Here is a 20,175-nt window from a genome sequence, read left to right on the forward strand (position 1 = left end):
GGTATGCACTTATCCAGACATCCGACCAGTTACCCCACCCGCTGGCAAGAGATTGCGGCCAGGCTCGAAGTGGAGCTGCGCACGCATTACCGCTGCGGTGACTACCTGCCCGCCGAGCAGCAGCTTGCCGACCGCTACGAAGTGAACCGCCACACCCTGCGCCGCGCCATTGACCAGCTGGTCGAGCGCGGCTGGGTCCAGCGCCGTCAGGGCGTCGGCGTGCTGGTGCTGATGCGCCCGTTTGACTACCCGCTCAACGCCCAGGCGCGCTTTAGCCAGAACCTGCTCGATCAGGGCAGCCATCCTACCAGCGAAAAACTGCTTTCGGTCCTGCGCCCGGCCTCCCGCCACGTGGCGGACGCGCTCGGGATTCAGGAAGGTGACAACGTCGTACACCTGCGCACGTTGCGCCGGGTCAACGGCGTGGCGGTCTGCCAGATTGACCATTACTTCGCGGACCTCACCCTCTGGCCCGTGCTGCAAAACTTTGCCAGCGGTTCCCTGCATGATTTTCTTCAGGACGCGACGGGTATCGCGCTCAAACGCACCCAGACGCGCATCAGCGCCCGTCGCGCGCAGGCGAAAGAGAGCAAGGTGCTCGAAATTCCCAATATGGCCCCGCTGCTCTGCGTGCGCACCCTCAACCACCGTGACGGCGAGGTCAACGCAACGGAATACTCCGTCAGCCTGACCCGCGCCGACATGATTGAATTCACCATGGAGCACTGAATGCACTTCGACACCTCCACTCGTCAGCGCTGGATGCGCGTGCTGGCCCACAGCCAGCCTGCTGCGCTGGCCGCCCGCATGAACGCTCTCGGCCTGACGCCGGACTACGACACGATCCGCGCGCCGGAGATCGGCCTGGTGCAGATCCAGGCACGCATGGGCGGCACCGGCGAGCGCTTCTTCGCTGGCGATGCCACTCTCACCCGCGCGGTGATCCGCCTTAACAGCGGCACGCTGGGTTACAGCTACGTACTTGGGCGCGACAAAACGCACGCCGAGCGCTGCGCGGTGATCGACGCGCTTTTACAGGAACACCCGCATTTCCAGACGTTAATGGAAACCCTTATTGCCCCGCTGGAAGCTGACCGCGCCGCACGCCTTGCCGCGCGTCAGGCCGAAGTGAACACCAGCCGGGTCGACTTCTTTACGCTCGTTCGCGGAGACAACGCATGACGCTTCAACCTGCCTTTACCCTGGCCGTCCAGGATGCCCAACAAAGTTTCCGTCGCCTGCTGAAGGCCATGAGCGAGCCGGGCGTGATCGTCTCGCTGCACCAGCTTTCGCAGGGATGGCTGCCGCTGAACCTCGCCTCTACCAGCGTGCTGCTGACGCTGGCGGACAACGACACCCCGGTATGGCTGTCAGGCGCATTGCTGAACGATATCGCCAGCCAGAACCTGCGCTTTCACACCAGCGCGCCGCTGGTCGAGCAGCCCCAGCAGGCGGTCTTTGCCGTGGCCGACGAACAGATCAGCCATGAACAGCTTAACGCTCTGAGCGAAGGCAGCGCCGTCGCACCGGAAACCAGCGCCACGCTGATTTTGCAGGTCTCCAGCCTGAGCGGTGGCCGCATGCTTCGCCTGACGGGCGCAGGCATCGCCGACGAGCGGATGGTCGCGCCCCAGCTGCCGGAGTGCATCATCCATGAGCTGACCGAGCGTCCGCACCCGTTCCCGCTCGGCATTGACCTGATCCTGACCTGCGGCGAACGCCTGCTGGCGATCCCGCGGACCACTCACGTGGAGGTGTGCTGATGTACGTTGCCGTCAAAGGGGGGGAAAAGGCGATCGCCGCCGCCCATGCCTTACAGGAGCACAGACGCCGGGGGGATGACGCACTTCCCGAGCTCAGCGTCGCCCAGATTGAACAGCAGTTAAATTTGGCCGTCGACCGCGTAATGACCGAAGGCGGTATCGCGGACCGCGAGCTGGCGGCGCTGGCGCTGAAACAGGCCAGCGGCGATAACGTGGAAGCCATCTTTCTGCTGCGCGCCTACCGCACTACGCTGGCGAAGCTGGCAGTGAGCGAGCCGGTGAACACGGCGGAAATGCGTTTAGAGCGCCGCATTTCAGCGGTGTACAAAGACATTCCCGGCGGCCAGCTCCTTGGCCCGACCTACGACTACACCCATCGTCTGCTGGACTTCACGCTGCTGGCGAACGGTGAAGCCCCTCAGCTCAGTACTTCTGACGCTGAACAAGACGCCTCTCCGCACGTTTTTAGCCTGCTGGCAAACCAGGGGCTGGCGAAGGCGGAGGAGGACACCGGCAGCACACCGGATGATATCACCCGCACGCCGCCGGTTTACCCGTGCTCACGCTCGTCCCGCCTGCAACAGCTGATGCGCGGCGACGAAGGGTATCTGCTGGCGCTGGCCTACTCCACACAGCGCGGCTACGGGCGCAACCACCCGTTCGCGGCAGAGATCCGCAGCGGCTATCTCGACATCGACATTGTGCCCGAAGAGCTGGGTTTTGCGGTGAACATCGGCGAACTGCTGATGACCGAATGTGAAATGGTCAACGGTTTTGTCGCGCCAGACAATGAAGATCCGCACTTTACCCGCGGCTATGGGCTGGTGTACGGCCTGAGCGAGCGTAAGGCGATGGCGATGGCGCTGGTTGACCGTGCGCTCCAGGCGCCGGACTACGGCGAGCCAGTCTCCGGCCCGGCACAGGACGAAGAGTTCGTGCTGGCCCACGCGGATAACGTTGAGGCCGCAGGCTTTGTCTCGCACCTCAAGCTGCCGCACTACGTCGATTTCCAGGCCGAACTGGAACTGCTGAAACGCCTGCAACGGGAGCGCGCCAATGGCTAACTTAAGCGGCTACAACTTTGCCTATCTGGATGAGCAAACGAAACGCATGATCCGCCGTGCCATCCTTAAGGCAGTGGCGATCCCCGGCTATCAGGTGCCGTTCGGCGGTCGTGAAATGCCGATGCCGTACGGCTGGGGCACGGGCGGCATTCAGATCACCGCCAGCGTGATCGGTGAAGCGGACGTGCTGAAGGTCATCGATCAGGGGGCAGACGACACCACCAACGCCGTGTCGATCCGCCACTTCTTTAAGCGCGTAACGGGCGTCAACACCACAGAGAAAACCGAGGATGCGACGCTGATCCAGACCCGTCACCGCATCCCGGAAACCCCGCTGACCGAAGATCAGATTTTGATTTTCCAGGTGCCGATCCCGGAGCCGCTGCGCTTTATCGAGCCGCGGGAAACCGAAACCCGCACCATGCATGCCCTTGAAGAGTACGGGATCATGCAGGTCAAACTGTATGAAGACATCGCCCGCTTCGGCCATATCGCCACCACCTACGCCTACCCGGTGAAGGTGAACGGCCGCTACGTGATGGACCCGTCGCCGATCCCGAAATTCGATAACCCGAAGATGGACATGATGCCTGCCCTGCAACTCTTTGGTGCCGGACGTGAAAAACGCATTTACGCCGTACCGCCGTATACGCGTGTCGAAAGCCTGGATTTCGACGATCACCCGTTTACGGTGCAGGAGTGGGACGAGCCGTGCGCCATCTGCGGTTCCAAACACAGCTATCTCGATGAAGTGGTACTGGACGACACGGGCAAACGAATGTTTGTCTGCTCCGACACCGATTACTGCCGCCAACAGAGCGAGGCGAACGGCCAATGAAACCGCTGCTTTCGGTTAATAACCTGACTCACCTTTATGCGCCGGGCAAAGGCTTCAGCGACGTGTCGTTTGAGCTGTGGCCGGGCGAAGTGCTGGGCATTGTCGGCGAGTCCGGCTCCGGTAAAACCACCCTGCTGAAGTCTATCTCCGCGCGCCTGACGCCGCAGAACGGCGACATTCTGTATGAAGGCAAATCCCTGTACGCCATGAGCGAGGCCGAGCGCCGCCGCCTGCTGCGCACCGAGTGGGGCGTGGTGCATCAGCATCCGATGGACGGCCTGCGCCGTCAGGTGTCGGCGGGAGGCAATATCGGCGAACGCCTGATGGCCACCGGCGCGCGGCACTACGGCAACATCCGCGCCACCGCGCAGCGCTGGCTGGAGGAGGTGGAAATCCCCGCCTCGCGCATCGACGACCTGCCAACGACCTTCTCCGGCGGCATGCAGCAGCGCTTGCAGATTGCCCGCAATCTGGTCACCCATCCGAAGCTGGTGTTTATGGATGAACCGACCGGCGGGCTGGACGTCTCCGTGCAGGCGCGCCTGCTCGACCTGCTGCGCGGCCTGGTGGTGGAGCTGAACCTGGCGGTGGTGATTGTCACCCACGATCTGGGCGTTGCGCGCCTGCTGGCGGACCGTCTGCTGGTGATGAAGCAGGGCCAGGTGGTGGAAAGTGGGCTGACCGACCGCGTGCTCGACGATCCACATCATCCGTACACCCAGCTGCTGGTGTCGTCGGTGTTGCAGAACTGAGGGTGCTGTTGCCGGGTGGCGCTGCGCTTACCCGGCCTACGAACAGCACACCTGTAGGCCGGGTAAGGCGAAGCCGCCACCCGGCAAAACGAATCGCGAGGCCAAAATGATCCACGTTGAAAATGTCAGTAAGACCTTTGTGCTCCACCAGCAAAACGGCGTCCGCCTGCCGGTACTGCAAAATGCCTCGTTAGAGGTCAGCGGCGGCGAATGCGTGGTGCTGCATGGCCATTCCGGCAGCGGGAAATCCACTCTGCTGCGTTCCCTGTACGCTAACTATTTACCGGACGAAGGCCATATCCATATTCGCCATAACAATGAATGGATCGATCTGGTCCAGGCCCCTGCGCGCAAAGTACTGGAAGTGCGCCGTACAACGATCGGCTGGGTCAGCCAGTTCCTGCGGGTGATCCCGCGGATCACCGCCCTGGACGTGGTGATGCAGCCCCTGCTGGATCTTGGCGTCCCGCGCGAAACCTGCGCCGCTAAAGCCGCCAGCCTGCTGACGCGCCTCAACGTGCCGGAGCGTTTGTGGCACCTCGCCCCGTCGACCTTTTCCGGTGGCGAACAGCAGCGCGTGAACATCGCGCGCGGCTTTATCGTCGATTACCCGATTTTACTCCTCGATGAACCCACCGCCTCGCTCGACGCTAAAAACAGCGCAGCGGTGATGGATCTGATCGAACAGGCCAAAGCGCGCGGCGCGGCGATCGTCGGGATCTTCCACGACGACGTCGTCCGCAATCGCGTGGCGGACAGGCTGCATCCAATGGGGACAAACGTATGATTATCAATAACGTCAGGCTGGTGCTGGAAAATGAGGTCGTGAACGGCTCGGTTGAAGTCCGGGACGGCGTCATCCGCGCGTTTGCCGAAACCCAGAGCCGCTCCCCGGAGGCGATGGACGGTGAAGGCGGCTGGCTGCTGCCGGGGCTGATTGAGCTGCACACCGATAATCTCGATAAATTCTTCACTCCCCGCCCGAAGGTGGACTGGCCCGCCCATTCGGCGATGAGCAGCCACGACGCGCTGATGGTCGCCAGCGGTATCACCACGGTGCTGGACGCGGTGGCGATCGGCGACGTGCGCGACGGCGGCGATCGTCTGGAGAATCTGGAAAAGATGATCAACGCCGTGGAAGAGACGCAAAAGCGCGGCCTCAACCGCGCCGAGCACCGCCTGCACCTGCGCTGCGAGCTACCGCACCACACCACGCTACCGCTGTTTGAAAAGCTGGTCGGGCGCGAGCCGGTGTCGCTGGTTTCGCTGATGGATCACTCCCCGGGGCAGCGCCAGTTCGCCAACATTGAAAAATATCGCGAATACTATCAGGGCAAGTATTCTCTCAGCGATGCGGAGATGGCGCGCTATGAAGAAGAGCAGCTGGCGCTGGCAGCCCGGTGGTCGCAGCCGAACCGCCTCTCCATTGCCGCGATGTGCCGCGACCGCAACATCGCGCTGGCCAGCCATGACGACGCCACGCACGATCACGTACGGGAATCCCACCAGCTTGGCAGCGTGATCGCCGAATTTCCCACCACGTTCGAGGCGGCTGAAGCCTCCCGCAAGCACGGTATGAACGTGCTGATGGGTGCGCCGAACATCGTGCGCGGCGGCTCGCACTCCGGCAACGTGGCGGCAAGCAAACTCGCTTCACTTGGCCTGCTGGATATCCTCTCGTCTGACTATTACCCCGCCAGCCTGCTGGACGCGGCCTTCCGCGTCGCGGACGACGAAGATAACCGCTTTACGCTGCCGCAGGCGATCCGTCTGGTGACGAAAAACCCAGCCAGCGCGCTCAACCTTCACGATCGCGGTGAGATTGCCGAAGGCAAACGGGCGGATCTGGTGCTGGCGCACCGTAAGGGCGAGCACATTCATATCGACCACGTCTGGCGTCAGGGAAAAAGGGTGTTCTGATGGGAAGACTCATCTGGTTAATGGGCCCGTCCGGCTCCGGGAAGGACAGCCTGCTGTCGGCGTTACGGCAGCGGGAACATTCACAGCTGCTGGTGGCGCACCGCTACATTACCCGCGCGGCGAACGCCGGGAGTGAAAACCATATCGCCCTGAGCGAGCAGGAGTTTTTTACCCGCGCCGGGCAAAACCTGCTGGCGCTGAGCTGGCACGCGAACGGCTTTTATTACGGCGTCGGCATCGAGATCGACCTCTGGCTGCACGCGGGCTTCGACGTGCTGGTCAACGGTTCACGCGCGCATCTGCCGCAGGCCATAGCCCGGTACGAAGCGGCGCTGCTGCCGGTCTGTTTGCAGGTTTCTCCGGATATTCTGCGCAGCCGCCTGCAAAGCCGGGGGCGCGAAAATGCGCGTGAGATCGACCAGCGGCTGGAACGTGCGGCGCGCTACACCCCATCGGGCTGTCACGTCCTCAATAACGACGGAAGTTTGCTACAGTCAGTCGAGACCTTTTTATCGCTTATTCGCCAGAAGGAGAGACAGCATGCCTGACTGCCAGCTTCGCCCCGCCACCGCCGACGATGCACAAATTGTTTACGCCCTGATCTGTGAACTGAAGCAGGCAGAGTTCGATCACCAGGCGTTTCACGCCGGATTTCTGGCCAACCTTCAGGATCACAATATGCGCTACCAGCTTGCCGAGCTGGACGGGCAGGTCATCGGCATGATCGGCCTGCACATGCAGTTTCACCTGCACCATGCCCGCTGGATCGGCGAGATCCAGGAGCTGGTGGTGATGCCGCAGGCGCGCGGACTGAAAGTGGGCAGCCAGCTGCTGGCCTGGGCAGAGGACATCGCGAGGCAGGCAGGTGCCGAGCTGACTGAGCTTTCCACCAGCGTGAAGCGCACGGATGCGCACCGTTTTTATGTTCGTGAAGGGTATACGCAAAGCCATTTCCGCTTCACCAAACCGCTGTAGAGGTGCGTTATGAGTCTGACCATCACGTTAACGGGAACCGGAAGCGCGCAGCTGGTGCCGGTGTTTGGCTGCGACTGTGCCGCGTGCCGAAGGGCGCGCTTGCAGGAAAATTATCGCCGTCGCCCCTGTAGCGCGGCGGTCAAATTCAACGATGCGGTCACCTTGCTGGACGCGGGTATTCCGCACCTGATGGACGACTGGCCTGCGGGCAGCTTCCAGCAGTTTTTGCTTACCCATTATCATATGGATCACGTCCAGGGGCTCTTCCCCCTGCGCTGGGGTGTAGGCGCCACCATTCCCGTCTACGGTCCGCCAGACGAGGCAGGCTGTGACGATCTGTTTAAACATCCGGGCATCCTGGATTTCAGCCACACGGTCGAGCCGTTCGTGATGTTTGAGCTACAGGGCCTGCGGGTGACGCCGCTGCCGCTCAACCATTCTAAACTCACGTTTGGCTATCTGCTGGAGTCCGCCCACAGCCGCGTGGTGTGGCTGTCTGATACCGCTGGACTGCCGGATAAAACGGTGACGTTTCTGCTTAACAACCAGCCGCAGGCGATAATCATCGACTGTAGCCATGAACCGCGTCCGGAGACGCCGCGTAACCACTGTGATTTAAATACGGTGACGGCCCTGAACGAGGTAATTGGCTGTCCGCAGGTGATCCTGACGCATATCAGCCATCAGTTTGACGCGTGGATGATGGATAACCCGCTGCCGGACGGCATTGAAGCGGGATATGACGGGATGGTTTTGGTTCTCGACTGAATTCTGCCGGGTGGCGGCTGCGCCTTATCCGGCCTACGCTCCAGGTTTTGTAGGCCTGCGTAAGCGAAGCGCCACCAGGCTTTAGCCTCGATCGTAATCATCCTCTAACCGACGCTCATCTTCTTCTAACCGACGCCTGTCGTCATCCAGCTGGCGCTGACGCTCGTCTAAACGCTGGCGTCGATCCTCTAACTGCCGGCGACGATCGTCGTACTGCCGGCTGTCGGTTTGACGGCTGCGATCGTAACGATCGTCGTCATCGTCATTACGGCTGCTGCCGGGGTTATAGGCGTCGTTGATCGCCTGCTGAATATTGCCAATGGCATCATCAATCACATCGGCGTGCGCCAGCTGGCTGGTTAAAGTCAGCAAGCCAAATAACAGGGCGGTAGAGTAACGTTTCATAAGGCCAGACTCGCAGGTGAACTGGCCTTAAGGTAATGACTGACTATTGGCGGGAGTAGCGGAGGAATCTCAAATTGCCCTCACCTGCGCCGCGCCGCTCAGGCTTGCCGACATCTTTTTGACGTGACGGAAATTCAATCCACGTCACATCCCTGCCCTTTCGACACGTCAATTTTGACGATTGGCTGTTTTTCGTCAGGGTTTTGCTCCGCAAACGGTCATAACGTCAGGAAATACCCCTATTAAAAACATGGCATAGATGCTGCATAAAGGGCAGGTAAGAACTGTTTAACGGGAGCAAAGTGATGAAAAAGGTCGTCACGGTTTGCCCTTATTGTGCCTCAGGTTGCAAGATCCACCTGGTGGTCGATAACGGCAAAATCGTCCGGGCGGAAGCGGCGCAGGGTAAAACCAATCAGGGCACGCTGTGCCTGAAAGGGTATTACGGCTGGGATTTTATTAACGATACCCAAATCCTCACGCCGCGCCTGAAAACCCCCATGATCCGCCGCGAGCGCGGTGGTAAGCTGGAAGCCGTCTCCTGGAATGAAGCGCTGGATTATGTCGCCACGCGCCTCAGCGCCATCAAGGCCAAGTATGGTCCGGATGCGATTCAGACCACCGGCTCCTCACGCGGGACGGGGAATGAAACCAACTATGTGATGCAAAAATTCGCGCGCGCCGTTATTGGTACCAATAACGTCGACTGCTGCGCTCGCGTCTGACACGGCCCATCGGTTGCAGGTCTGCACCAGTCGGTCGGTAATGGCGCAATGAGCAATGCCATCAATGAGATAGATAACACCGATCTGGTGTTTATCTTCGGTTATAACCCGGCGGATTCTCACCCTATCGTCGCGAACCACGTGATTCGCGCCAAACAGAACGGGGCGAAAATCATCGTCTGCGATCCGCGCAAAATCGAAACCGCGCGTATTGCCGATATGCACATCGCACTGAAAAACGGCTCGAACATCGCGCTCTTGAACGCGATGGGGCACGTTATTATTGAGGAAAATCTGTACGACCAGGCGTTTGTCGCCACGCGTACGGAAGGGTTTGAAGAGTACCGGAAAATTGTCGAAGGCTACACGCCGGAGTCGGTAGAGTCGATAACCGGCGTGAGCGCGCAGGCGATCCGCCAGGCCGCACGCATGTACGCCGGGGCCAAAACCGCCGCCATTCTGTGGGGCATGGGCGTCACCCAGTTCTATCAGGGCGTGGAAACCGTGCGTTCCCTGACCAGCCTCGCGATGCTGACCGGAAATCTGGGTAAAGCGCATGTCGGCGTGAACCCGGTGCGCGGTCAGAATAACGTGCAGGGTGCGTGCGACATGGGCGCGCTGCCGGACACGTATCCAGGCTATCAGTACGTGAAGTACCCGGAAAACCGCGAGAAGTTTGCGAAGGCCTGGGGCGTGGAGAGCCTGCCGGAACACACCGGATACCGCATCAGCGAGCTGCCGCACCGCGCGGCGCACGGCGAAGTGCGGGCGGCCTACATCATGGGTGAAGATCCGCTCCAGACCGACGCCGAGCTGTCAGCGGTGCGCAAAGGCTTTGAGGATCTGGATCTGGTGATTGTCCAGGATATCTTTATGACCAAAACCGCGGCGGCAGCGGATGTGATTCTCCCGTCGACCTCCTGGGGCGAGCATGAAGGCGTCTACACGGCGGCAGACCGCGGTTTCCAGCGCTTCTTTAAGGCCGTTGAGCCGAAGTGGGATCTGAAAACCGACTGGCAGATCATCAGCGAAATCGCCACTCGCATGGGCTACCCGATGCACTACAACAACACCCAGGAGATTTGGGACGAGCTGCGCCATCTCTGCCCGGATTTTTACGGGGCCACCTATGAAAAAATGGGCGAGCTGGGGTATATCCAGTGGCCGTGCCGGGACGAGTCGGAGGCCGACCAGGGGACGTCTTATCTCTTTAAGGAGAAATTCGATACCCCGAACGGGCTGGCGCAGTTCTTCACCTGCGACTGGGTCGCGCCGATCGATAAACTCACTGACGAGTTTCCGATGGTGCTCTCCACCGTGCGCGAAGTGGGCCACTACTCCTGCCGTTCAATGACCGGCAACTGTGCCGCGCTGGCGGCGCTGGCGGACGAGCCGGGATACGCGCAGATCAACACCGCCGACGCCGAACGGCTCGGTATTGAAGATGAAGCGCTGGTGTGGGTGAATTCGCGCAAAGGCCGCGTCATTACCCGCGCGCAGGTCAGCGACCGTCCGAACAAAGGAGCGGTCTACATGACCTACCAGTGGTGGATTGGCGCCTGTAACGAACTGGTGACGGAGAACCTCAGTCCGATAACCAAAACGCCGGAGTATAAATACTGCGCCGTCAACGTGGAGCCGATTGCGGATCAGCACGCGGCGGAACAGTATGTGATCGACGAATATAACAAGCTGAAGGCCCGACTGCGTGAAAGCGCAATGGGTTAATGCTGTTAAATAATCGCTGACTAAATGGGGTGAGATATTCACCCCATTATTATTTCTGGCATTAATATTAATTACATCTATATATATTTCTGAAGGCGTCTCGCAGAAAAATGTAATTTGCGCGGAAATAAATTACATCTTTGCATTTTAATTCAGAGGGATAAGATATGCGGCGGGTGCTTAAGACTTTCTGTCTTGAGCATTGTTGAGGGACAGAAAGTGGAAAGCCCCGGGAAATTTGCATTTACCCGAGGCTACCCCTCAACTACCAACAGGTTGAGAGTAGCCTCTTATTCTTTTGTAAGCAAGGAGTAAAAGGCATGACGCCATTAAAAACTGCGTTAGGCATCGTCTTTATTATTTGCCTGACGATAGTGATCTTTACCTTTATTACTCGCGATAAGTTATGTGAGTTTTCAATAAAGAGTGAACATCAGGAGGTGGCGGCAAAATTAGCCTGCACCGCGGGCTAACCTCTTCGGGCGGAACGCGTGTTCCGCCCGGCTTGTGGGATGCTGAGGTCTTAACGCACCCGTTTTTTTCTTCTGTCGCCGCGATTATACTGCGCGGCGTGTACCCAGATGATAAGAATCCATGAAAACCCTTTTTCTGATGTTGTTCTTTTTAACCGCATTTGCCCATGCCGATGAGATTGGCGGCCAGTATAAAAAGCAGGCTGAAGCGGGCAATGCGCGCGCGCAGTATTATCTCGCCGATACGTACTTCAGCTCCGGTGACAAAATGCAGGCAGCACTGTGGGCCGAGAAAGCCGCGAAAGGCGGTGATGTCGACGCCATGGGGTTACTCTCGCAGATCCTCTTTACGCAGGGGGATTATGCTCAGTCCAAAACGCTGGCGCAGCAGGCCACCATCGCAGGCAGCAAGCGCGGCACAATTATGCTGGCGCGCATTCTGGTGAACACGCAGGCGGGTAAAACCGACTATCCCCAGGCCATCAAGCTCCTGCAATCAGCGACCGAAGATATCGATAGCGACGCGGCGGTGGACGCGCAGCTGCTGCTGGGGCTGATTTATGCCAACGGTGTTGACGTCCCTCAGGATGACGCGCAGGCCGCGTCGTGGTTTAAACGCAGCTCGTCACTGTCACGTACCGGTTATGCGGAGTACTGGGCAGGAATGCTGTTCCAGCAGGGGGAGAAAGGGTTTATCACGCCGAATAAGCAGAAAGCGCTCTACTGGCTAAACCTGAGCTGTACCGAAGGGTTTGATACGGGGTGTGAGGAGTTTGATGCGTTGAGCGGAGAATAATGTGCCGGGTGGCGGCTTCGCCTTACCCGGCCTACAAAACCCGTAGGCCCGGTAAGCGCAGCGCCACCGGGCTTAGGATGTTACTGGTCAGCCGTCTTATCAAAACGACCCAGCACCTCGCGTTCATACGCCAGCGCTTTTTTACGGTCGAATTTGTGTTCCCACTTGGAGATAACCAGCACCGCCAGCGCGTTACCTACCACGTTCAGCGCGGTACGCGCCATGTCGAGGATACGGTCCACACCGGCGATGAACGCCAGGCCTTCCAGCGGAATACCCACGCTGCCCAGCGTCGCCAGCAGCACCACGAAGGAGACGCCCGGCACGCCTGCGATGCCCTTTGAGGTCACCATCAGCGTCAGAACCAGTACGATCTCCTGCCACAGCGACAGGTCAATACCGTACAGCTGCGCGATAAAGATCGCCGCAATACTCTGGTACAGCGTCGAGCCATCCAGGTTAAAGGAGTAGCCGGTCGGCACCACGAAGCTCGTTATCGACGCTGGCGCACCGTACGCCTCCATCTTCTCGATAATGCGCGGCAGCACGCTCTCGGAGCTTGCGGTGGAGTACGCCAGAATCAGCTCATCCTTCAGGATGCGGATCAGGATCCAGATACTCAGCCCGCACAGGCGCGCCACAATCCCCAGCACCACCAGCGCGAAGAACAGAATGGCGAAGTGCACCAGGAGCACCAGCTTCGCCAGCGGCCACAGGGAGGCAAAACCGAAGTTCGCCACGGTCACGGCGATCAGCGCAAAGACCCCAACCGGCGCATAGCGCATGACCATGTGGGTGACTTTGAACATGGTTTCGGAGATAGAGCGGAACACGGTCACCAGCGGCTCACGGTGCGTTGCCGGCAGGGAGGAGAGCCCCAGACCAAAGAGGACCGAGAAGAAGATGATTGGCAGCATCTCGCCTTTCGCCATCGACGCGATAATGTTGGTCGGCACCAGCGACAGGATCGTGCCCATCAGGCCGTGAGCGTGGCTCTGCACGTCAGCGGTCGTGCTTTGATATTTCGAAATATCCACCGTCGCCAGCTGCGACATATCAATCCCGGAGCCTGGCTGGAATACGTTCGCCAGGGTGATGCCAAGAATGATGGCAACCGTGGTGATCACTTCGAAATAGATAATGGTTTTTGCACCGATGCGGCCTAACTGCTTCGCATCACCTACCCCGGCAATACCGACCACCAGCGTCGAGATCACAATGGGCACCACAATCATCTTGATCAGATGAATAAAGATATCGCCCGCAGGGGAGAGAAGGTTCGCAATCAGCCACTCGCGGCTGTCGCTATGATAATGGAGGTAACTGCCCAGCAAGATGCCCAGCACAAGGGCCAGCAGGATCTGCCAGGCCAGGCTGACTTTCAAATTTTTCATAGAAACTGACTTCCTCAATGAAATCTCCGCACCAGCAAAACTGCATGAATATGGAGACATACTGAAAGGGTATGAATTGTGTTGCGTTGGTTTATGGGATTTTTTAACGCGCCGTATGAGTATCATTTGCACGGCATGCTGCGCAAGCCTTAAAGAACAAGGCATTTCACTGCAAAAAGGGTCACTGGCGGTAATTTATAGCAATTCGCATAAATAACCGTTTGTTATACAAAATATTTTCACTGCAAAAAAGTGAATAATTCTTCAGATGAATTATTTCCCTTCAAAGTTTCATTCGCTCAATTTTCATACGCTTCAGACAATGCGTGATCTGTCGCCCAAATACTAAACAAAGCTTGTAAAGCCCCTACTATTAACGTTTTTGCGACATATTATTAACATCTTACAAGGAGAAAAAAAGCCATGAGCCAAATACACAAACACGACATTCCCGCAAACATTGCGGACCGTTGCCTGATAAGCCCGGAGCAGTACCAGGAGAAATATCAGCAGTCTATTTCCAGCCCTGACGCGTTCTGGGGCGAGCAGGGCCACATCCTCGACTGGATCAAACCTTATCAGAAGGTAAAGAATACCTCTTTCGCGCCGGGTAACGTCTCCATTAAATGGTATGAAGACGGCACGCTGAACCTGGCGGCGAACTGCCTGGACCGCCATCTTGCCGAACGCGGCAACGAAACGGCCATTATCTGGGAAGGCGACGACGCCTCTCAGAGCAAACACATCTCCTATAAAGAATTGCACCGCGACGTCTGCCGCTTCGCCAACGTGCTGCTGGCTCAGGGCATTAAAAAAGGCGACGTGGTGGCTATCTATATGCCCATGGTGCCGGAAGCCGCGGTGGCTATGCTGGCCTGCGCGCGCATCGGTGCGATCCACTCCGTGATCTTCGGCGGCTTCTCGCCGGAAGCGGTTGCCGGACGCATCGTTGACTCTAATTCGAAGCTGGTGATCACCGCTGACGAGGGCGTGCGCGCCGGTCGCGGTATTCCGCTGAAGAAAAACGTCGATGAAGCGCTGAAAAACCCGAACGTGAAGTCCATCAATAACGTCATTGTCTTCAAACGTACGGGCGGCAACATCGACTGGCACGAGGGGCGCGACCTGTGGTGGAGCGATCTGATTGAAAACGCGAGTGACCAGCATCAGCCGGAAGAGATGAACGCGGAAGATCCGCTGTTTATCCTTTATACCTCCGGATCCACCGGTAAGCCGAAGGGCGTACTGCACACCACCGGCGGCTATCTGGTGTACGCCGCGACGACCTTTAAATACGTTTTCGACTACCATCCGGGCGACATCTACTGGTGCACCGCTGACGTGGGCTGGGTCACCGGTCACAGCTACCTGCTGTACGGCCCGCTGGCCTGCGGCGCAACGACGCTGATGTTTGAAGGCGTACCGAACTGGCCGACCTCGGCGCGCATGTGCCAGGTGGTTGATAAGCATCAGGTTAACATTCTCTACACCGCGCCAACGGCAATCCGTGCGCTGATGGCGGAAGGGGATAAAGCCATCGAGGGAACTGACCGCTCTTCCCTGCGCATCCTCGGCTCCGTAGGCGAGCCGATCAACCCGGAAGCTTGGGAGTGGTACTGGAAGAAAATCGGCAATGAGAAGTGCCCGGTGATGGACACCTGGTGGCAGACCGAAACCGGCGGCTTCATGATCACGCCAATGCCGGGCGCCACGCAGCTGAAAGCCGGTTCGGCCACCCGCCCATTCTTCGGCGTGCAGCCTGCGCTGGTGGACAACGAAGGCAATCCGCAGGAAGGCGCCACCGAAGGCAACCTGGTGATCGTCGATTCCTGGCCAGGCCAGGCACGCACCCTGTTCGGCGACCATGAGCGCTTCGAGCAGACCTACTTCTCGACCTTCAAAAACATGTACTTCAGCGGCGACGGTGCGCGCCGGGATGAAGACGGTTATTACTGGATCACCGGACGCGTGGACGACGTGCTGAACGTTTCCGGCCACCGTCTGGGTACGGCAGAGATTGAGTCCGCGCTGGTGTCGCATCCGAAGATTGCCGAAGCGGCGGTAGTCGGCATTCCGCACAACATCAAGGGCCAGGCGATTTACGCCTACGTCACGCTGAACCACGGTGAAGAACCGTCGCCGGAGCTGTATACCGAGGTGCGCAACTGGGTACGTAAAGAGATTGGCCCGCTTGCCACGCCGGACGTACTGCACTGGACCGACTCGCTGCCGAAAACCCGTTCCGGCAAGATTATGCGCCGTATCCTGCGCAAAATCGCGGCAGGCGATACCAGCAACCTCGGCGATACCTCAACGCTTGCCGATCCTGGCGTGGTGGACAAACTGCTCGAAGAGAAGCAGGCCATCGCGATGCCATCATAATCTTTTCTCCCTCTCCCCTCACCCTAACCCTCTCCCCATAGGGGAGAGGGGATAAAACAAACCAACCTTACCTCTGGAGATTTCTGTGATGAATCATGATATTTGTCAGCAGATAGAGAATAGTGCGCACTACAGGGAGCTCGTCGAAAAACGGCAACGGTTTGCCTTCATCCTTTCCATCATCATGCTGATTATCTACGTCGGCTTTATTCTGCTGATCGCCTTTGCGCCGCAGTGGCTTGGGACGCCGCTGCACGCCGGAACCAGCGTTACGCGCGGTATCCCGATTGGCATTGGCGTTATCGTTATTTCGTTTGTGCTGACGGGTGTGTACGTCTGGCGTGCGAACGGTGAATTCGATCGTCTTAATAAAGCAGTACTGCAAGAGGTAAAAGCATCATGAAGCGAGTCCTGACGGCGCTTGCCGCCACACTTCCCTTTGCTGCCCAGGCGGCGGATGCCCTTACCGGCGAGGTTCAGCGCCAGCCCACCAACTGGCAGGCTATCGTCATGTTCCTGATTTTCGTGGTGCTGACGCTGTACATTACGTACTGGGCATCGAAACGCGTGCGCTCCCGTAACGATTACTACACCGCGGGCGGCAACATAACCGGCTTCCAGAACGGGCTGGCGATTGCGGGTGACTTTATGTCTGCCGCCTCGTTCCTCGGGATCTCCGCGCTGGTTTACACCTCCGGCTACGACGGCCTGATCTACTCCCTCGGCTTCCTCGTCGGCTGGCCGATCATTCTGTTCCTGATTGCCGAGCGCCTGCGTAACCTTGGTCGCTACACCTTTGCCGACGTGGCCTCCTACCGTCTGAAGCAAGGCCCTATCCGCATGCTGTCCGCCTGCGGTTCGCTGGTGGTCGTGGCGCTGTACCTGATTGCCCAGATGGTGGGCGCAGGCAAGCTGATCGAGCTGCTGTTCGGCCTGAACTACCACGTCGCGGTGGTGCTGGTGGGCGTGCTGATGGTGATGTACGTTCTGTTCGGCGGCATGCTGGCCACCACCTGGGTGCAGATCATTAAAGCCGTGCTGCTGCTGTTCGGCGCCAGCTTTATGGCCTTCATGGTGATGAAACACGTCGGCTTCAGCTTCAATAACCTGTTTACCGAAGCGATGTCGGTACACCCGAAAGGAGAAGCGATCATGAGCCCGGGCGGGCTGGTGAAAGATCCGATATCCGCGCTCTCGCTCGGTCTCGGCCTGATGTTTGGTACTGCGGGGCTGCCGCACATTCTGATGCGTTTCTTCACCGTGTCAGACGCGCGTGAAGCGCGCAAGAGCGTGTTCTACGCCACCGGTTTCATGGGCTACTTCTATATTCTGACCTTCATTATCGGCTTTGGCGCGATCATGCTGGTGGGGGCGAACCCGGCGTTTAAAGACGCGGCGGGCGCGCTGATTGGCGGTAACAACATGGCGGCGGTGCACCTGGCCGACGCGGTAGGCGGTAACCTGTTCCTCGGCTTTATCTCCGCCGTGGCCTTCGCCACCATCCTTGCGGTGGTCGCCGGGCTGACGCTGGCGGGCGCGTCTGCGGTATCGCACGACCTCTACGCCAACGTCTTCCGTAAAGGCGCGAGCGAGCGCGACGAGCTGAAGGTTTCCAAAATCACCGTGCTGGTGCTGGGCGTGGTCGCCATTCTGCTGGGCATTCTCTTCGAGAAGCAGAACATCGCCTTCATGGTAGGGCTGGCCTTCTCGATTGCGGCGAGCTGTAACTTCCCGATCATTCTGCTCTCCATGTACTGGTCAAAACTGACCACCCGTGGAGCGATGATTGGCGGCTGGCTGGGGCTGCTGACGGCAGTGGTTCTGATGATCCTCGGCCCGACGATTTGGGTGCAGATCCTCGGTCACGAAAGCGCTATCTTCCCGTATGAATACCCGGCGCTGTTCTCCATTGCCGTGGCGTTTATCGGGATCTGGTTCTTTTCGGCCACCGACAACTCGCCGGAGGGTAACCTGGAGCGTGAGAAATTCCGCGCCCAGTTTATCCGCTCGCAGACCGGCCTGGGCGTTGAGCAGGGCCGCGCGCACTAAGCCTTTCTCCCCGGTCATGCTGGCCGGGGAGCTTAAAACATCACCCACGCCACCAGCGGCGCGATTAACACCATCGTCACGCCCGACAGCATCATCACCAGGCTTGCCACCACGCCCTCCTGCTGACCGAGTTCATACGAACGCGCCGTTCCCGCACCGTGCGACGCCGCGCCAAAGCCCGCCCCTTTCGCCATCCCTTCCCGAATGGACAGCCGCAGAAACAGCATATCGCCCACCGCCATGCCGAATACGCCGGTGACGACCACAAACAGCGCCACCAGGTCCGGCTGTCCGCCGAGCGGTTTGGCGGCCGCCAGCGCAAACGGCGTGGTCACCGAGCGCACGGCCAGGCTGCGCTGAATTTCATCAGAGAGGGTAAACAGCCGCGCCAGCCAGACGGAGCTACAGACCGCCACTACCGTCGCGGTGACGACCCCCGCGCTGAGCGACATCCAGTGGCGTTTGATAATCGCCAGGTTGTCATACACCGGCACCGCAAAGGCGATAGTCGCCGGGCCGAGCAGCCACAGCAGCCAGTGGGATTCACCAATGTAGTTCTGCCAGGAGATATGGCCGAAGACCAGCATCAGCACCAGCAGGATGGGTGTGAAGACCAGCGGCATCAGCGGCAGCGTGCGAAAGCGGCGATACAGGCGCTTGTTGGCAAAGTAGATGGCGACCGTCACGATCAGGCACAGTACGCTTATCTGAAAGTTAGTCATGCTTTTGCCTGCTGATTTCGAACCGGTACACCTTATCCACCACCCAGGCGGTGGCCCCCAGCACCATCAGCGTGCTCAGGGCAATAACCGCGAGGATGCGCCAGCCGTCGACCATCAGCAGCTGCGCATAGTTCACCACCGCCACCACGGCCGGAACGAAAAACAGCAGCATCTCCGCCAGCAGCCAGCGCGCGCCGGCGCGCACCCAGCTGAGGGGCAACGCGCGGCAGAGGATTAGCGCCAGCATCAGCACCATCCCCACCAGGTTGGCGGGTAAAGGCAGGTGCAGCCAGTCGACAAGATATTCCGCAAAAACAAACAGTCCCGCGTAAAGCAGTACCTGAACCGGGACCTGGAGTCGTTGCACAACGGCAGGCGTAACACGGCTTAACGCCACGGCCATGGGTTTTTTCCTCAGAATTGAGACGAGGCGCCAGTATAGTGAGCGTACGTCATCGACTGAAATGAATTAAAATCATCGAAGGTATAGTTTCGAGGAATAATCATGGACATAAGAACGCTGCGCTATTTTGTCGAGGTGGTTCGCCAGCAAAGTTTTACCCGCGCAGCGGAGAAGTTGTTCGTTACCCAGCCGACCATAAGCAAGATGCTGAAAAACCTCGAAGACGAGCTGAACTGTACCCTGCTTATTCGTGACGGACGCAAGCTGCTGCTGACCGATACCGGCCGCGTGGTGTTCGAGCGCGGGCTGGCGATCCTGGCAGAGTTCCGCCAGCTGGAGGCCGAGCTTGGCGACATTAATCACCTGACAAAAGGGCTGCTGCGGCTCGGCATTCCGCCGATGGTCGGCATGATGATGGCCGGGCCGATAAGCCTCTTCCGCCAGCGCTACCCCGGCGTTGAGCTTAAAATTTCTGAGTTTGGCGGCCTGACCGTGCAGCAGGCGGTGATGAACGGCGAGCTGGACGTGGCCATGACGGCCCTTCCCGTGGAGGAAGAGAGCGGGCTGGCAACGCTGCCGCTGTTCAGCCATCCGCTGTGCGTGCTGGTGCCCCGCTCCGGCGACTGGCTGAAAGTTGAGTCGGTGAACCCCGAGCGGCTCGGCGAGCACCCGCTGCTGATTTACAACGAAGATTTCGCCTTAAGCCGCCAGCTGATGGCGCTGTTTAATCACCATAACGTGAAGCCCCGCATTGCGGTGCGCAGCGGCCAGTGGGATTTCCTCGCGGCAATGGTCCAGGCGGGCGTGGGGATTGCCATTCTGCCGCAGCCGATTTGCGAACGGCTGGATAAAAACACGCTGCGCTGGATCCCGCTGGAGAGCGACCTGCACTGGCAGTTGGGGATGATCTGGCGTGAAGGGGTGTATCTGTCGCACAGCGCACAGGCGTGGCTGCAATGTTGTGAGGGGTTTTGGGTGCGGTCTGAATAGTGCCGGGTGGCGGCTTCGCCTTACCCGG

Annotated in this window: 22 protein-coding genes; 18 read left to right on the plus strand and 4 right to left on the minus strand. The window is 59.1% G+C overall.

What is annotated here, in order from left to right; translation table 11 throughout:
* Positions 1–3: 3 nt before the first annotated feature.
* From phnF to phnP, 11 genes are all read left to right on the plus strand, one after another.
* Complete coding sequence (phnF, locus tag E0L16_RS19385; RefSeq protein ID WP_059355023.1) at positions 4–729, plus strand: phosphonate metabolism transcriptional regulator PhnF; 726 nt, start codon at positions 4–6, stop codon at positions 727–729.
* The gene (phnG, locus tag E0L16_RS19390) at positions 730–1,182 is read left to right on the plus strand and encodes a phosphonate C-P lyase system protein PhnG (protein ID WP_063865482.1); all 453 of its coding nucleotides are present in this window, start codon (positions 730–732) and stop codon (positions 1,180–1,182) included. It begins immediately after the preceding gene.
* A complete protein-coding gene (phnH, locus tag E0L16_RS19395) occupies positions 1,179–1,763 on the plus strand; it encodes a phosphonate C-P lyase system protein PhnH (protein ID WP_028015210.1) in 585 nt (194 codons plus the stop codon). Before phnG ends, phnH begins: the two co-directional genes overlap by 4 nt.
* Positions 1,763–2,827, plus strand: coding sequence for a carbon-phosphorus lyase complex subunit (locus E0L16_RS19400; protein ID WP_131637914.1), 1,065 nt, complete (start codon positions 1,763–1,765; stop codon positions 2,825–2,827). The genes phnH and E0L16_RS19400 overlap by 1 nt, the downstream gene beginning before the upstream one ends.
* Positions 2,820–3,665 (plus strand): alpha-D-ribose 1-methylphosphonate 5-phosphate C-P-lyase PhnJ, encoded by an 846-nt coding sequence (gene phnJ, locus E0L16_RS19405; protein ID WP_063449829.1) that lies wholly within the window; start codon positions 2,820–2,822, stop codon positions 3,663–3,665. The genes E0L16_RS19400 and phnJ overlap by 8 nt, the downstream gene beginning before the upstream one ends.
* The gene (gene phnK / locus E0L16_RS19410; protein ID WP_063449830.1) at positions 3,662–4,417 is read left to right on the plus strand and encodes a phosphonate C-P lyase system protein PhnK; all 756 of its coding nucleotides are present in this window, start codon (positions 3,662–3,664) and stop codon (positions 4,415–4,417) included. The genes phnJ and phnK overlap by 4 nt, the downstream gene beginning before the upstream one ends.
* Positions 4,418–4,523: 106 nt before the next feature.
* Positions 4,524–5,204, plus strand: coding sequence for a phosphonate C-P lyase system protein PhnL (gene phnL, locus E0L16_RS19415; protein ID WP_131637916.1), 681 nt, complete (start codon positions 4,524–4,526; stop codon positions 5,202–5,204).
* The gene (phnM, locus tag E0L16_RS19420; protein WP_131637918.1) at positions 5,201–6,337 is read left to right on the plus strand and encodes an alpha-D-ribose 1-methylphosphonate 5-triphosphate diphosphatase; all 1,137 of its coding nucleotides are present in this window, start codon (positions 5,201–5,203) and stop codon (positions 6,335–6,337) included. The genes phnL and phnM overlap by 4 nt, the downstream gene beginning before the upstream one ends.
* Positions 6,334–6,885, plus strand: a complete 552-nt coding sequence (gene phnN, locus E0L16_RS19425) for a ribose 1,5-bisphosphokinase (RefSeq protein ID WP_107534481.1) — start codon at positions 6,334–6,336, stop codon at positions 6,883–6,885. The genes phnM and phnN overlap by 4 nt, the downstream gene beginning before the upstream one ends.
* The gene (gene phnO / locus E0L16_RS19430) at positions 6,878–7,312 is read left to right on the plus strand and encodes an aminoalkylphosphonate N-acetyltransferase (RefSeq protein WP_131637920.1); all 435 of its coding nucleotides are present in this window, start codon (positions 6,878–6,880) and stop codon (positions 7,310–7,312) included. The genes phnN and phnO overlap by 8 nt, the downstream gene beginning before the upstream one ends.
* A 9-nt stretch (positions 7,313–7,321) precedes the next feature.
* A complete protein-coding gene (gene phnP / locus E0L16_RS19435; protein WP_131637921.1) occupies positions 7,322–8,080 on the plus strand; it encodes a phosphonate metabolism protein PhnP in 759 nt (252 codons plus the stop codon).
* 81 nt (positions 8,081–8,161) lie between these two features.
* Here the strand turns inward: phnP and yjdP are convergent, their stop codons facing one another.
* Positions 8,162–8,485, minus strand: a complete 324-nt coding sequence (yjdP, locus tag E0L16_RS19440; RefSeq protein ID WP_058652447.1) for a DDRRRQL repeat protein YjdP — start codon at positions 8,483–8,485, stop codon at positions 8,162–8,164.
* A 305-nt stretch (positions 8,486–8,790) separates the two neighbouring features.
* On the opposite strand from yjdP, the gene fdhF reads away from it, so the two are divergent.
* The 3 genes from fdhF to E0L16_RS19455 all read left to right on the plus strand — a co-directional run bounded on the left by fdhF (position 8,791) and on the right by E0L16_RS19455 (position 12,207).
* Complete coding sequence (gene fdhF, locus E0L16_RS19445; RefSeq protein ID WP_131637923.1) at positions 8,791–10,938, plus strand: formate dehydrogenase subunit alpha; 2,148 nt, start codon at positions 8,791–8,793, stop codon at positions 10,936–10,938.
* Positions 10,939–11,258: 320 nt separating this feature from the next.
* On the plus strand, positions 11,259–11,411 hold the full coding sequence (locus E0L16_RS19450) for a Hok/Gef family protein (RefSeq protein WP_063865490.1): 153 nt from the start codon (positions 11,259–11,261) through the stop codon (positions 11,409–11,411).
* Positions 11,412–11,532: 121 nt separating this feature from the next.
* Positions 11,533–12,207: a tetratricopeptide repeat protein gene (locus tag E0L16_RS19455; protein ID WP_131637925.1), complete on the plus strand. Its 675-nt coding sequence runs from the start codon at positions 11,533–11,535 to the stop codon at positions 12,205–12,207.
* Positions 12,208–12,287: 80 nt separating this feature from the next.
* On the opposite strand, the gene gltP is transcribed toward E0L16_RS19455, so the two are convergent.
* A complete protein-coding gene (gltP, locus tag E0L16_RS19460; RefSeq protein ID WP_102751353.1) occupies positions 12,288–13,601 on the minus strand; it encodes a glutamate/aspartate:proton symporter GltP in 1,314 nt (437 codons plus the stop codon).
* 423 nt (positions 13,602–14,024) lie between these two features.
* Between gltP and acs the strand changes: the two genes are divergently transcribed.
* The 3 genes from acs (at position 14,025) to actP (ending at position 18,032) form a co-directional block, all read left to right on the plus strand.
* Positions 14,025–15,983: an acetate--CoA ligase gene (gene acs / locus E0L16_RS19465; RefSeq protein WP_131637927.1), complete on the plus strand. Its 1,959-nt coding sequence runs from the start codon at positions 14,025–14,027 to the stop codon at positions 15,981–15,983.
* Between the two features lie 88 nt (positions 15,984–16,071).
* The gene (locus E0L16_RS19470) at positions 16,072–16,386 is read left to right on the plus strand and encodes a DUF485 domain-containing protein (RefSeq protein WP_131637960.1); all 315 of its coding nucleotides are present in this window, start codon (positions 16,072–16,074) and stop codon (positions 16,384–16,386) included.
* A complete protein-coding gene (actP, locus tag E0L16_RS19475; protein ID WP_107534475.1) occupies positions 16,383–18,032 on the plus strand; it encodes a cation/acetate symporter ActP in 1,650 nt (549 codons plus the stop codon). The genes E0L16_RS19470 and actP overlap by 4 nt, the downstream gene beginning before the upstream one ends.
* Positions 18,033–18,064: 32 nt before the next feature.
* Here the strand turns inward: actP and E0L16_RS19480 are convergent, their stop codons facing one another.
* Both E0L16_RS19480 and E0L16_RS19485 read right to left on the minus strand, forming a co-directional pair.
* Positions 18,065–18,754 carry an LrgB family protein gene (locus E0L16_RS19480; protein WP_102751355.1) on the minus strand — a complete coding sequence of 230 codons (690 nt, stop codon included), beginning with the start codon at positions 18,752–18,754 and terminating at the stop codon, positions 18,065–18,067.
* Complete coding sequence (locus E0L16_RS19485; protein WP_131637929.1) at positions 18,747–19,157, minus strand: CidA/LrgA family protein; 411 nt, start codon at positions 19,155–19,157, stop codon at positions 18,747–18,749. Before E0L16_RS19485 ends, E0L16_RS19480 begins: the two co-directional genes overlap by 8 nt.
* A 102-nt stretch (positions 19,158–19,259) precedes the next feature.
* Between E0L16_RS19485 and E0L16_RS19490 the strand changes: the two genes are divergently transcribed.
* Entirely contained in the window at positions 19,260–20,147 is an 888-nt protein-coding gene (locus tag E0L16_RS19490) for a LysR family transcriptional regulator (RefSeq protein WP_131637931.1), read from the plus strand.
* Positions 20,148–20,175 lie beyond the last annotated feature (28 nt).

Source organism: Enterobacter quasihormaechei (assembly GCF_004331385.1).
GTDB lineage: Bacteria > Pseudomonadota > Gammaproteobacteria > Enterobacterales > Enterobacteriaceae > Enterobacter > Enterobacter quasihormaechei.